This is a genomic window from Pseudonocardia sp. TMWB2A (genome assembly GCF_017312135.1).
Window position 1 is genome coordinate 1,220,809 of sequence record NZ_QKQY01000001.1, and the last position, 13,861, is coordinate 1,234,669.

13 protein-coding genes are annotated in these 13,861 nt (G+C 59.5%); 9 read left to right on the forward strand and 4 right to left on the reverse strand.

Annotated features, from left to right (window positions below; genetic code table 11):
• The first annotated feature begins 28 nt into the window (after positions 1 to 28).
• Entirely contained in the window at positions 29 to 469 is a 441-nt protein-coding gene (locus DMP17_RS05680) for a hypothetical protein (protein ID WP_337828091.1), read from the forward strand.
• Between the two features lie 93 nt (positions 470 to 562).
• Entirely contained in the window at positions 563 to 2,728 is a 2,166-nt protein-coding gene (locus tag DMP17_RS05685; RefSeq protein WP_337828092.1) for a primosomal protein N', read from the forward strand.
• Here DMP17_RS05685 and DMP17_RS05690 read toward each other — a convergent pair.
• Entirely contained in the window at positions 2,725 to 4,242 is a 1,518-nt protein-coding gene (locus DMP17_RS05690; protein WP_337828093.1) for a M28 family peptidase, read from the reverse strand. The genes DMP17_RS05685 and DMP17_RS05690 overlap by 4 nt on opposite strands.
• A 24-nt stretch (positions 4,243 to 4,266) precedes the next feature.
• On the reverse strand, positions 4,267 to 5,139 hold the full coding sequence (locus tag DMP17_RS05695) for an HpcH/HpaI aldolase/citrate lyase family protein (RefSeq protein ID WP_337828094.1): 873 nt from the start codon (positions 5,137 to 5,139) through the stop codon (positions 4,267 to 4,269).
• A gap of 86 nt (positions 5,140 to 5,225) precedes the next feature.
• Here DMP17_RS05695 and DMP17_RS05700 point away from each other — a divergent pair, with 86 nt between their 5' ends.
• Together DMP17_RS05700 and DMP17_RS05705 are read left to right on the forward strand one after the other, a co-directional pair.
• Positions 5,226 to 6,134, forward strand: a complete 909-nt coding sequence (locus DMP17_RS05700) for an SPFH domain-containing protein (protein ID WP_337828095.1) — start codon at positions 5,226 to 5,228, stop codon at positions 6,132 to 6,134.
• A gap of 19 nt (positions 6,135 to 6,153) precedes the next feature.
• Positions 6,154 to 6,597, forward strand: coding sequence for an NfeD family protein (locus DMP17_RS05705; RefSeq protein ID WP_337828096.1), 444 nt, complete (start codon positions 6,154 to 6,156; stop codon positions 6,595 to 6,597).
• A 32-nt stretch (positions 6,598 to 6,629) separates the two neighbouring features.
• Here DMP17_RS05705 and DMP17_RS05710 read toward each other — a convergent pair whose 3' ends face one another.
• Both DMP17_RS05710 and ada read right to left on the reverse strand, forming a co-directional pair.
• Entirely contained in the window at positions 6,630 to 7,607 is a 978-nt protein-coding gene (locus DMP17_RS05710; RefSeq protein ID WP_337828097.1) for a CPBP family intramembrane glutamic endopeptidase, read from the reverse strand.
• 14 nt (positions 7,608 to 7,621) lie between these two features.
• Entirely contained in the window at positions 7,622 to 8,659 is a 1,038-nt protein-coding gene (gene ada / locus DMP17_RS05715) for a bifunctional DNA-binding transcriptional regulator/O6-methylguanine-DNA methyltransferase Ada (protein WP_337828098.1), read from the reverse strand.
• 230 nt (positions 8,660 to 8,889) lie between these two features.
• On the opposite strand from ada, the gene DMP17_RS05720 reads away from it, so the two are divergent.
• Genes DMP17_RS05720 through atpD form a run of 5 tightly spaced genes read left to right on the forward strand, consistent with a single transcriptional unit; the run spans position 8,890 to position 13,858 of the window.
• The gene (locus DMP17_RS05720; RefSeq protein ID WP_337828099.1) at positions 8,890 to 9,444 is read left to right on the forward strand and encodes a F0F1 ATP synthase subunit delta; all 555 of its coding nucleotides are present in this window, start codon (positions 8,890 to 8,892) and stop codon (positions 9,442 to 9,444) included.
• 2 nt (positions 9,445 to 9,446) lie between these two features.
• A complete protein-coding gene (atpA, locus tag DMP17_RS05725; RefSeq protein WP_337828100.1) occupies positions 9,447 to 10,976 on the forward strand; it encodes a F0F1 ATP synthase subunit alpha in 1,530 nt (509 codons plus the stop codon).
• Positions 10,977 to 10,989: 13 nt separating this feature from the next.
• Positions 10,990 to 11,865, forward strand: a complete 876-nt coding sequence (locus DMP17_RS05730) for a F0F1 ATP synthase subunit gamma (protein WP_337828101.1) — start codon at positions 10,990 to 10,992, stop codon at positions 11,863 to 11,865.
• 6 nt (positions 11,866 to 11,871) lie between these two features.
• Complete coding sequence (locus tag DMP17_RS05735) at positions 11,872 to 12,282, forward strand: hypothetical protein (protein ID WP_337828102.1); 411 nt, start codon at positions 11,872 to 11,874, stop codon at positions 12,280 to 12,282.
• Between the two features lie 22 nt (positions 12,283 to 12,304).
• Entirely contained in the window at positions 12,305 to 13,858 is a 1,554-nt protein-coding gene (gene atpD / locus DMP17_RS05740) for a F0F1 ATP synthase subunit beta (RefSeq protein ID WP_337828103.1), read from the forward strand.
• Positions 13,859 to 13,861: the final 3 nt, after the last annotated feature.

The window sequence follows — 13,861 nt, forward strand, 5'->3', positions numbered from 1 at the left end:
GGGAGTTCAACCTGCACGGAGGGGCAAGATGAAGACGGTATTAATAAGTTTGATGGCTGGCGGCGCGATGATGGCGGCCTCGCCTTTGCTCGCACAATCGACCAGCCTTGATGATAGCGTAGCCAAGGTCGGCACACAGACCGAAGCAAGCGCCGATACGCCAACCAATAAGCGCGATGGCCGCAAGCCATCCGAAATCGAAGCGACCCGCGGTCTTAACGCGGAAGCTGCGAACAAGGCCAAATCGGATGTTGCCGCAATTCAGGCGCAACAGGAAAAATATAAGGCCGATGTTGCCGCCTTTGAAGCGGCCACCAAGGCGCGCGAAGAACAGATTGCGCGCGACAAGGCCGAATATGACGCGCGCATGGCCGATTATAACCAGAAAAAGGCGGATTGGGACGCTTGTGTCGCGGGTGATAAAGCACGCTGTGCGATAGTCGCACCGCCCCCGCCGCCTGCCGAATAATCCGCTTATCCTTATTTTTTAAAGAGCGGGTGCCGGTGTGAAAACCGGCGCCCGCTCTTTTCATGTCGCTCGCCTTTCCCTATCTCCAAGCCCATGAATCGCGCGCGCGTTATCCTGTTCAATTCCGCTCTAGGGCCGCTCGATTATCGCGTGCCTACCGATATGGAGGTCGAACCCGGATCGCTGGTCGAAGCTCCGCTCGGCCCGCGCCGGATGCTCGGCGTCGTGTGGGAGGAAGAGGCGTTCGTCGTCGAAACCGTGGGTGATAACCGCCTGCGCAATCTCCTCCATGTCTATCCGATCCCGCCCATCGCCAAACCGCTGCGCGAACTGGTGCTGTGGACGGCGGACTATTATCTTGCGCATCCCGCCTCGGTGCTGCGCATGGTGGTGCCGGGGTCAGCCTTGGGCCAGCCGGGGCGGCCTATCATCGAATATCGCGCCAATGGCACGCGCCCGCCGCGCATGACCGCGCAGCGCGAACAGGCGATGGAGCGTATCGGCGACACCCAAGCCACCTCGCGCGAATTGGCAGCCATTGCCGAGGTCAGCGACGCGGTAGTGCGCGGGCTTATCAAGGCGGGCGCGTTCGACCGGATCGAGGTCGCGACCGACCAGCCCTTCCCCGCCCCCGACCCCGCTTTCGCGCCGCCACTTCTGTCGGACGCGCAATCAGCGGCGGCAACGCAGATGGTCGATGCGGTCAAGGCGCATGATTTCCGCCCTTTCCTGCTCGATGGCGTCACCGGATCAGGCAAAACCGAAGTGTATTTCGAAGCGGTCGCACAGGCGATCCGCGAAGGACGGCAGACATTGGTGCTGCTCCCCGAAATTGCGCTCACAGAACCCTTTCTGACGCGCTTTACCGCACGCTTCGGGTGCGAGCCGGTCACTTGGCATTCGGGGATGCGCGCCTCCGAACGCCGCCGCGCCTGGCACGCCATAGCGTCGGGCGAGGCGCAAGTGGTGGTCGGCGCGCGGTCGGCTTTATTCCTGCCTTATGCGAAACTGGGGCTGATCGTCGTCGATGAAGCGCATGAAACCAGCTTCAAACAGGAAGATGGCGTCCATTATCATGCGCGCGATGTGGCGGTGATGCGCGGTAAATTCGAAACCTGTCCGGTGGTCCTAGCCTCCGCCACCCCCGCGATCGAAAGCCGTGTTCAAGTCGAAGCGGGACGGTATGAGGAACTCACCCTGCCCTCGCGCTTTGGTGCTGCCGAATTACCGGACATTAAAGCCATCGATATGCGCGATGACCCGCCCGACCGCGGTATGTGGCTAGCGCCCAAACTGGTCGCCGCGCTCGCCGACCGGCTCGACAAGGGCGAGCAGAGCCTGTTGTTCCTCAACCGCCGGGGCTATGCGCCGCTGACCTTGTGCCGCACCTGTGGCCACCGCTTCCAATGTCCCAACTGCAGCGCGTGGATGGTCGAACATCGCCTCGTGCGCCGCCTTGCCTGCCATCATTGCGGCCATGTCATGCCGCCACCCGAGGCTTGCCCCGAATGTAAGGATGAAGACAGCCTTGTCGCGTGCGGCCCCGGTGTCGAGCGTATTGCCGATGAAGTCACCGCTTTGTTCCCGACCGCACGCGTTGCGGTGGTCACCTCCGACACTTTATGGTCACCCGCCAAGGCCGGTGAGTTTGTCGCGCAGATGGAAGCGGGCGCGATTGATATTATCGTCGGCACCCAGCTTGTCACCAAAGGCTATCATTTTCCCGAACTCACATTGGTCGGGGTTATCGACGCGGATTTGGGGCTGGAGGGCGGCGATTTGCGCGCCGCCGAGCGCACCTTCCAACAGGTCGCGCAGGTTGCGGGGCGTGCGGGGCGGGGCGAGAAGCCGGGCGAGGTGTTCATCCAGACGCGGCTCCCTACTGCGCCCGTGATGGAAGCGTTGATTTCGGGCGAGCGCGAAGATTTCTACCGCGCCGAAACCGATGCGCGCCGCCACGCCCATGCGCCGCCTTTTGGCCGTTTTGCAGGGATTATCATCTCGTCCGAAGATGCCGAGCTTGCCCAGCGCATCGCACGCGATATTGGCGAAGCTGCGCCGCAATCGGACGATATGCACATATACGGCCCCGCCCCAGCGCCGCTTTCGATGCTGCGCGGCCGCCACCGCCACCGCCTGCTCGTCCATGCCAAGCGCAATTTTGCGATGCAGGATGCAATCCGCCACTGGCTTGGCAGCGTCGAATGGCCGAGCAAGGTGCGCGTCACCGTGGACGTGGACCCTTATAGCTTCGTTTAACGCTTGGCGGACTTAGCTGCTGGCGCTGGCGGTGTTGCGCCCGGCCCGGCCCAAGTTGCGACATTGCCGAAATAGCGCCCCAGCGCGACGTGCAAATCCGCATCTTCCGCCGCGCCCGACAGGATCACGCTATCGTTCAACTCATCCTTCGGCCCGTGATAATCACCGCCCAGATAGGCTTCGAGCTTTTTCATGTCGGCAAAGCTGCCCCCGACCATCACGGTCGGCACGCCATTGGCCTTAAGCGCCCAGCCGTCCTGCCGTTGCAGCATGACATTGGACTCGGTGCCTGTTTCGGGCACCCGCCCCATTGCGCGGATGACTTTATCAATATCGGCATCGAGCGCGGTTGAGCCGCGTCCCAATATCGCGACCTTTTCGCCTTTGGGGACGACCGCGACCGTATCAAGGTTGATCGCCAGCGCAATCTTGTCGAGCGGGATGGCGGGGTGCGCGGCAAAGGCATAGGCACCGAGCAGCCCTTTCTCCTCCGCCGTGGTCGCGAGGAAATAAATATCGCGGTCCATTTGCGGCGCTTTGGCGAGCCGCTTGGCGGCTTCGATCAGCACCGCAATGCCGCTCGCATTATCGACCGCGCCGTTACAGATGCGGTCCGCCTCGCCTTCGGGACGGCACAGCCCCAGATGGTCCCAATGGCCCAGAAACAGGATGGCGCCTTTATCGCTGCCAAGTTTGCCCGATATTTTGGCGACAATATTGTGGCTGCGGGTGCGCTGTGTCGTGGTCGCAACCGCCAGCCGCGCTTCATCCTTGAGCGCCACCGGTTCAAAGCCCGGCACCGCCGCCTGCACGGTCAGATCGTCAATCCGCAAGCGGTTGGCATCGAGCAAGGCCTTGGCGGTCGGCATCCGCATCATGCCTTCGACTTTGGCCGAGGACAGGCGGCTATCTATGGTCGTGCCGTCGGTGAAATTGCGTTTATAGGCGTTCCAATTAGCCTTTTCCGGCAAGATGCCGATAACCACCGCTGCGCCCGCCGCCGCGACCGCATCGCGCCGCGCGCTATAGCTGCGCATAGTGCCATAATCAGGCTCGGCCATGAGCAGCAACACCAGCTTGCCCGCAACATCGCCTTCGACCTTGCCGTCGGCATCGACGCCATAGCCTGCAAACAGCATCGGCAGTTTGTCGAGTTTGACAGCCGCCTCGCGGCTCCGCAGCATCACCGCATCATTGGAAAAGGACAGCCGTTTGCCGCTACCGCGCACCGAAAGCTGGCTTTTGCCGGGCGTCAGCGTGAGCAAATCCACCGGTTGATACCAGCCACCATCCGGCATCCCGCCCTTCAATCCGGCTGCAGACCATTGATTTGCAATATAGGTGACGGTTTTGCTTTCGCCCGCCGTTCCGGGCGCGCGGCCTTCATAATCATCGCTTGCAAGCGCCGCGATATGCTGGCGCAAATCCGCCTCGCTGATCGGCGTAAAGTCCGCCGCCACCGCCAGCACGGGCGTCACCAGCGCCACGAGCGCGATACCGAATTTGAAACGCATCCCTGTCATTCGCCTGATCGCCCCTTATTTATCCCCGGCCCCGTTGGCCCGCTGTCTGTCCTGCCCATCGCGCGCGAGCAGCGCACGGGCGCTCGCTATATGCATATCTTCAACCATGCGGTCGTGAAAGCGGATTGCGCCTACCCCGTCGGGATTGGCTTCGATCAACGACACCAGCGCGCGCGCATCGGCAAGCTCGGCCTCCGATGGCGCAAAGCTTTGGTTCGCAATGGCGACCTGCGCGGGGTGGATGAGCGTTTTGCCATCATAGCCCCAGCGCCGCCCTTGCGCACATTCTGCGGCCAATCCGTCGGCATCTTTGACATCATTATAAACGCCATCGAGCGCCCAGCCGCCGGCAGCGCGCGCGGCCAGCACAATCATCTGCGACACAAGGATAAGCCCCTCGCGCGCCGGATCTGCGGGGAGGCGCATGTCATGGGCGACATCATTGAGGCCCGCAATCAAACCGATAACGCCCGCCGCTTGCGCAATCGCGCGCGCCTCAAAGGCGGCGGCGGGCGATTCAACCATCGCCAGCACCGGCCGGCCAAGCCGTTTCGCCAGCGCCTTTATCTCCGCCGCGCTTTCAACCTTGGGGACAACCACCACATCGGCCCCGCTATTTGCCGCCGCTGAAACATCGGCGTCATGCCAGGGCGTGCCGATGCCATTGATTCGCAAGGCTTTGATTGCACCGCCAAAATTCCCTGCCAGCACCGCCATAGCCGCTGTGCGCGCGTCCTCTTTTTGGTCGGGCCGAACGGCGTCTTCCAGCTCGACAATAACCATATCCGCACCCATATCCACTCCCGGCGCAGCAAGCTTTGTCAAGGCTTTGGCGTTGGATGCGGGCACATAAAGTGCGGTGCGCGGAGGGAGCTGTTCGGACAACATTCTGCCTCTATCGGAGGATTATGCTTGGCGGGCAAGCAGGTTCAGGGCAATATCAGTGCATTGCTATTCAAAAGGGGCTTGAACCTATGGAAATTTTTGTCGGCGTTCTGGCTTTGCTGGCCGTGTTTATTGCCTTTGCGGCGATCACCGTGGTGCGGCAGGGTTATATGTACACGATTGAGCGGTTTGGCCGCTATACGCACACCGCATCGCCCGGCTTCAACCTCATCATGCCGTTCGTTGATCGTGTCGGCCGCAAGGTCAATATGATGGAGCAAGTGCTCGACATTCCGGGACAGGAAATTATCACCAAAGACAATGCGATGGTCGCGGTTGACGGGGTGGTGTTCTTTCAGGTGCTGGACCCGGCAAAGGCGGCCTATGAAGTTTCCGACCTCATTACCGCGCTGCTCCAGTTGACGACAACCAACCTCAGAACCGTGATGGGGTCGATGGATTTGGACGAATTGCTGTCCAAGCGCGACGAAATTAACGCGCGGCTGCTGTCAGTCGTCGACCATGCGACCGGCCCGTGGGGCGTCAAAATCACCCGGGTCGAGGTCAAGGACATCCGCCCGCCCGCCGATATTTCCAATGCGATGGCCCGCCAGATGAAGGCCGAGCGTGAAAAGCGCGCCAACATCCTTGAAGCCGAAGGCAGCCGCGCGTCCGAAATCCTGCGCGCTGAAGGCGAAAAGCAGGGCCAGATTTTACAGGCAGAAGGCCGCCGCGAAGCTGCGTTCCGTGATGCTGAAGCGCGCGAACGTGAAGCCGAGGCCGAAGCCAAGGCAACCCAAATGGTGAGCGAGGCGATTGCCAACGGCAATGCGCAGGCAATCAACTATTTCGTCGCGCAAAAATATGTTGAGGCGGTCAAGGATTTTGCCAATTCGTCCAACGCCAAAACCATCCTCTTCCCCGTCGAGGCGACCAACCTTATCGGCACATTGGGCGGCATTGGCGAACTGGCGAAGGACGCACTGGCTAAAAAATAAGCAAGAGGAATTGGGTCATATGCTCGAAAATCTTCCTTTGTCGCCGCCTTGGCTGTGGCTGACCGTCGGCCTTGTGCTGATGATTGCCGAATTGATTGCGCCGGGATTTTACCTGATCTGGATTGGCGCGGCGGCAATGCTCACCGGCCTCATCGCCTTTTCAGGGATTGGCGAAGCGGCGCAATTTATCAGCTTTGCGGTGCTGACCGTGGTGTCGATCATCATCGCGCGGCGCTGGTTCAAAGCCTATCCGATTGAATCGACCGATCCTCTGCTCAATAACCGCGCCGCGCAAATGATCGGCGAGATAGTGACGGTAGTAGAACCGATCGTTGGCGGCGATGGCCGTGTGCGCGTCGGCGACAGCGAATGGATTGCGCATGGCGCGGATGCGGCGATTGGCGCAAGATTGCGCATAACCGGCGTCAATGCGCGCGGCGGTGTGCTGGTGGAGCCGGTTTAGGCTGGCTCCCGCTTCGCACTCCTAATTCCCGACTAGATTAAAGGATTGACCGGCGGAGGCTCTATCGCTTCGGGCCGGTCTTTCTTTACCCACATCGGGCGCCGCACCTGCCCGCGCTGGACCGCAAAGCGCAATATCGCAAGGCCCGCAGCGGTCGCGATAATGAGCGCAGGTACCGAGGCTTCCAGCCCGAATGCGCCGCCCGTCATCCAGTCCGACCCGCTAATGTCGGCACGGACCAGCGCAGGCGTTTTGTTGCCAGACACGGGTATATCAAACACCCAACCCTGCATGAAATTCCACGCCGCGTGAAAACCGATTACCGCCCATAAGCGCCGCGTCAGCATATAGAGCGCGCCCAACAATATGCCCGCTTCAATCGCTATCGCCGCGCTGGAAAACCAGGTGGCATTGGCGTTGCCGATATGGAGCAGGCCGAACATTCCGGCAGAAAAAGCGAGCGCAAACCAGCTTCCCAGCATTTTTTCGGTAAAGCGGAAGATGACGCCGCGAAACACGACCTCTTCCCCTACCCCGCTGCTGATCGCCAGCCCGAGCATGGCGGCAAGCCCGCCCCATCCGCTATGCCCCCAACCGCTAATCCGGTAATTGCCCATCAGTGCGACAAAGCCGGTCAGGAGCAGGATAAGCCCTCCCCCCAATATCATCCCGCCGGTCAGTTCGCGGCCCCATTTCCATCCGGCAAAATCGACCATTTTGCGGCCTTCGACGAGGCAGAGCAGCCAATAGCCGAGCACCGACAATGCCGCTGCGACGATGCCATAGACAAGGTCCACCGGATTGGCGTCGAAAAAGGGCGGCGTCAGCGCGGCGTTGGGGTTGATCCATGCGCGCACAATGACCGCTGCCACTTGCGAGGCGAGATAGAAGACACAGCCCAGAATGAGGAGCGTGAGGGGAAAGCGGATAATCCGCATCGCCAATGATTGCGGCGGGGTGGCGGACATATCGGGGTCCGCCAATTGCGTGCTGCCATCAACCCAGCTCATCCATCCTCCCGATATTATTGACTTTCCGCCTCAAGTAACGCTTTTTTGCGCTCAAGACCATAGGCATAGCCGCCAAGGCTGCCATCGGTGCGGATGACGCGGTGGCACGGGATCAGCACGGCCACATTATTAGCCCCGTTCGCACTGCCCGCTGCGCGGATCGCCGCCGGTTTACCGACGGCTGCGGCAATATCGGCATAGCTGCGCGTTTCGCCTGCCGGGATGCGTTGCAATTCCGCCCACACCGCGCGCTGGAATGACGTCCCGCCGACATCGAGCGGGAGATCGGGCATCGCTTGCGGATGGTCGACCGCCGCAACCGCTTGGCGCAGCAGGTCGGCAAAGCCGCTATCGCCCGGCAACAAAGTGGCGTTGGGAAAGCGGCGGACCAGCGCGCTTTCATCCTCGTCAAAGGACAGGCGGCAAATGCCTTTGTCGGTCGCCGCGAGCAGCATTTTGCCAAGGCGTGTGTCGGCGATTGCCCAGCGGATAGTTACGCCCGCCCCGCCTTTTTTCCACGCGCTCGGCGTCATCGGGATTTCCTCTTTCATCGCGTCGTAAAAGCGGCTTGGGGCGGAAAAGCCGCCCTCGTAAATCGCCTCCGTTACGCTCGCGCCCTGTTCGATTGCAGCAATGGCGCGCTGGGCCTTCAACCCGCGCACATAGGCCGCAGGGGTAAGCCCCGTTTCGCGCGCGAACACACGCGAGAAATGCGCGGGCGAATAGCCGACCTGCGCGCTCAATTCCTCCAGACGCGGCGGCTCTTCGCCGGACAAAAGTTTGAGCGCCAGCGCGACCGCCTGTTCATCGCGGCCCACATCATCGGGCAAGCAGCGTTTACACGCGCGCAACCCCGCCGCCCGTGCATCCGCGCCATCTGCAAAGAAACGCACATTCGGCCGCGCCGGATGCCGCGCCGCACAGGAGGGCCTACAATAAATGCCGGTGGTGAGAACGCCGGTCACAAACCGCCCGTCAAACGCCCGATCGCGCCGCTCGACAGCGGCCCATGCGGTGTCGTCATCAACCTTGACTTTAGTGTCCATAAACATGGTCATACTCCTTATTCGTCAATCTTGCGAACAAGGTAAAGACGCGCCCCTTTCGACGCGTCCCGTTTCTTGCGGTCAAAGCCGCTTACATCCAAATATCAGCCTCCCCCCATCTTGCATTGCAGCAAAGGCAATGCTAACCGCGCCCCCAATTGCAAGACAGGGGGCTGGAACCGGCCTCTTTTGCTGTGCGATTCGACATCCCTTGGGACCCAAAAGGACTTAAACGCGTGGATAATTCCGGCGGCATTCAGGCTAGCTTGGCAGGACGGTATGCAACCGCTCTGTTCGACCTTGCCCGTGACCAAAAAGCCATTGAAAAGGTTGAAAAAAGCCTTGAAACGCTGACCGAGGCCGTGGCCCAGTCGGCGGATTTCAAAACGCTCACCACCAGCCCGCTCCTGTCGCGCGACGATGCGGCCAAGGGTGTGGCGGCGGCGGCCAAGGCGTTAAAGGTCGATTCGCTCACCACAAATTTCTTGGGTGTCCTTGCGCAGAATCGCCGTCTTGGCGAAATCGCTAATGTCGCCCGCGCGTTCAAAACGCTCGCCGCCAACGAACGCGGCGAAGTTGCGGCAGAAGTTATTTCGGCGCATCCGCTCGATGCCGCCCAATCGCTCGCGTTGAAATCGCGCTTGCGCACCCGCGTTGGCCGCGACGTCAACGTCACCTATTCGGTTGATCCCGCTATTCTTGGCGGCCTGGTCGTCAAAATTGGCAGCCAGATGATCGACAGCTCCATCCGTACACGACTCAACACTCTCGCGAATGCGATGAAAGGCTAATCATGGATATCCGCGCCGCAGAAATTTCAAAGGTCATCAAGGACCAGATCGCCAATTTCGGCACCGAAGCGACCGTTTCGGAAGTCGGTTCGGTTCTTTCGGTGGGTGACGGTATTGCCCGCATCCACGGCCTCGACAATGTTCAGGCCGGTGAAATGGTCGAATTTGCGAACGGTGTTCAGGGCATGGCTTTGAACCTTGAAGCCGATAATGTCGGTGTCGTGATTTTCGGGTCGGACGCGGAAATTCGCGAAGGCGATACCGTGAAGCGCACCGGCACCATCGTGGACGTTCCCGTCGGTAAGGGCCTGCTTGGCCGCGTCGTGGACGGTCTCGGCAACCCGATTGACGGCAAAGGCCCGATCGAAGCGACCGAACGCCGCCGCGTGGAAGTCAAGGCGCCGGGCATCATCCCGCGTAAATCGGTGCATGAACCCGTGCAGACCGGCCTTAAGGCCATTGACGCGCTCGTCCCCGTTGGCCGTGGCCAGCGCGAACTTATCATTGGTGACCGTCAGACCGGTAAAACCGCTGTCGCTATCGACACCTTCATCAACCAGAAGGGCGTCAATGCAGGCGGCGATGAATCGCAGAAGCTTTATTGCATCTATGTCGCTGTCGGCCAGAAGCGCTCGACGGTTGCACAAATTGTGCGCCAGCTCGAAGAAAATGGCGCGATGGAATATTCGATTGTTGTCGCCGCAACCGCTTCGGAACCGGCTCCGCTCCAGTTCCTTGCACCCTACACCGGCTGCACCATGGGCGAATATTTCCGCGACAATGCGATGCACGCGCTGATCGTTTATGACGATTTATCGAAGCAGGCTGTGGCCTATCGCCAGATGTCGCTTCTCCTGCGTCGTCCGCCGGGCCGCGAAGCTTACCCCGGTGACGTTTTCTACCTCCACAGCCGCCTGCTTGAACGCGCTGCGAAGATGAATGACGATAATGGCAATGGCTCGCTCACCGCGCTGCCGATCATTGAAACGCAGGCTGGCGACGTGTCGGCTTATATTCCGACCAACGTGATTTCGATCACCGACGGCCAGATCTTCCTTGAAACCGACCTGTTCTTCGCCGGTATCCGCCCCGCTATTAACGTGGGTCTGTCGGTGAGCCGCGTGGGTTCGGCTGCACAAACCAAGGCGATGAAGAAGGTTTCGGGTTCGATTAAGCTTGAGCTTGCACAATATCGCGAAATGGCTGCGTTCGCGCAATTCGGTTCGGACCTTGATGCCTCGACGCAGAAGCTCCTCAACCGTGGTGCGCGTTTGACCGAATTGCTCAAGCAGCGCCAGTTCTCGCCGATGCCGTTTGAAGAGCAAACCGCGTCGATTTTCGCGGGCACCAATGGCTATATCGACGCCGTTCCGACCGATCAGGTTACGCGTTATGAAGAAGAAATGCTCTCCTTCCTGCGCGCCAACCACGCCGATGTCCTCAAGGAAATCCGCGAAAAGAAGGATTTGACGGACGCTGCCAAGGATGGCCTCAAGGCCGCTCTTGAAGCTTTCGGCAAAACCTTCGCATAAGGACTGAAGCCGGATGGCAAGCCTTAAAGAACTCAAGGTCCGGATCGGCTCGGTCAAATCGACCCAGAAGATCACCAAGGCCAAGCAAATGGTCGCAGCCGCCAAGCTCCGCAAGGCGCAGGCGGCCGCCGAAGCTGCGCGTCCCTATGCCCAGCGCCTCGAAGGCGTGGTAGCATCGTTGGCGAGCAAGGTCGGTGCAAGCGACAATGCGCCCAAGCTGCTCGGCGGCACCGGCAAGGATGATGTGCATCTGCTCGTCGTTGCCAACTCCGACCGTGGTTTGGCCGGTGCGTTCAACTCGAACATCGTCAAGGCCGCGCGCGACAAGGCGCTGGAACTTCAAGCCAAGGGCAAAAAGGTCCAGTTTTTCCTGATCGGTCGCAAAGGACGTGCGGTGTTGAACCGTCTGTTCCCGGGGCAAGTGATCGCCAATTATGAAACCACGGGTTTCCGCGAACTCGGCTTTGCCCAAGCGCGCGAAATCGCCGAACAGGTGAGCGAGTTGTACGAAGCGGGCAAATTTGACGTTGCCCACCTCTTCTTCTCGAAATTCAAATCGGCGCTGGTGCAGGAAGCAACCGGCCAGCAAATCATTCCGGTGGTCGCCCCTGCCGCATCTGTCGATGCGGGCGGTTCGGTCGTCGAATATGAGCCGGACGAGGAATCGATCCTTGCGGACCTCCTGCCGCGCAACGTGACGATCCAGATTTTCAAGGCATTGCTTGAAAATGCGGCATCCGAGCAAGGCGCGTCAATGACCGCGATGGACAACGCCACGCGCAACGCAGGCGACCTCATCAACAAGCTCACCATCCAGTATAACCGTAGCCGTCAGGCCGCGATCACCACCGAACTCGTCGAAATCATCTCGGGCGCGGAGGCACTATAGTTGTTAATGCAGGCCAATGACATTGAACGGATACTACGCCACTGGCGTCCCAAATGTCCTATGGATTGGATTAGTGACCGCTCATTTTTGGTCCTCTCGTATGAGAACGAAATAACGAAAGAATATGAACCTAGTTTTTGCATCAATCTTGGAAAATCTAACGATGGCGATGGTGATTTCGGAAATTTATGCTTTCTAACAAGATTAACTACAAAAACGCCGGTAGATTGGAAAATGATAAACGATTTGAATAGGAATTTTCGATTTATTAGGCATGGTATTTTTGATGACAATACAATTGAATTGATATTGGATCTTCCCGAAAATTCTTACGAACTATCGGAAAGTGTATTTTTAAAGAACTACATTTTTTTCACAGAAGGCTTACTGCGTTTAAGGGCCATCTATTCAAAATAAATTCGACTACGAGGTAATTGTAATGGCAACCGAACCCAAGACTGCCGCTAAGGCACCTGCAAAGAAGGCTCCGGCGAAAGCCGCTGCTCCCAAGGCTGCTGCCACCAAGGCTGCCGCTGCTCCCAAAAAGGCTGCGGCTGGTGCCAATGTCGGCAAGATCAGCCAGATCATCGGCGCGGTCGTTGACGTTAGCTTTGCGGGCGGCAACCTCCCCGCAATTTTGTCGGCGCTTGAAACCGACAATAATGGCCAGCGCCTCGTTCTCGAAGTTGCGCAGCATCTCGGCGAAAACACCGTCCGCACCATCGCCATGGACGCGACCGACGGCCTTACCCGTGGTCAGGACGTTGTCGACACCGGCGCGCAGATTTCGGTTCCGGTTGGCCCCGAAACGCTTGGCCGTATTTTGAACGTCGTCGGCGAGCCGATTGACGAGCGCGGTCCGGTTGGCGCGAAGGCTGTTGCCCCGATCCACGCCAAGGCTCCGGAATTTGTCGACCAGTCGACCGAAAGCGCCATTCTCGTCACCGGTATCAAGGTCATCGACCTTCTCGCACCCTACGCAAAGGGCGGTAAGATCGGCCTGTTCGGCGGCGCGGGCGTTGGCAAGACGGTTCTTATTCAGGAACTCATCAACAATATCGCCAAGGGCCACGGCGGCACCTCGGTGTTCGCGGGCGTGGGTGAACGCACCCGCGAGGGTAATGACCTTTACCACGAATTCCTCGACGCAGGCGTTATCGCCAAGGACGCCGATGGCAACGCCATTTCGGAAGGCTCCAAGGTTGCGCTCGTTTATGGCCAGATGAACGAACCGCCGGGTGCACGTGCGCGCGTTGCGCTTTCGGGCCTCACCATTGCGGAATATTTCCGCGATCAGGAAGGTCAGGACGTTCTCTTCTTCGTCGACAACATCTTCCGCTTCACGCAGGCTGGTGCAGAAGTGTCCGCACTTCTTGGCCGTATTCCGTCGGCTGTGGGCTATCAGCCGACCCTGTCGACCGACATGGGCGCGCTGCAAGAGCGCATCACCTCGACCAACAAGGGTTCGATTACCTCGGTTCAGGCCGTTTACGTTCCCGCGGATGACTTGACCGACCCTGCGCCGGCAACTTCCTTCGCCCACTTGGACGCGACGACCGTTCTTAACCGTGCGATTTCGGAGCTTGGCATTTATCCGGCGGTTGACCCGCTCGATTCGACCAGCCGCGTTCTTGAACCGCGCATCGTCGGTCAGGAACATTATGAAACCGCGCGTAAGGTCCAATCGACCTTGCAGAAATATAAGTCGCTTCAGGACATCATCGCGATTTTGGGCATGGACGAGCTTTCGGAAGAAGATAAGCTCACCGTTGCCCGCGCGCGTAAGATCCAGCGCTTCCTGTCGCAGCCGTTCCACGTTGCTGAAGTCTTCACCGGCATTTCGGGTAAGTTCGTTCAGATCGAAGACACGATCCGTTCGTTCAAGGCCGTGGTCGATGGCGAATATGACCATCTTCCGGAAGCAGCCTTCTACATGGTCGGCGGCATCGACGAAGCGGTCGAAAAGGCCCAGAAGCTCGCTGCTGAAGCGTAAGCG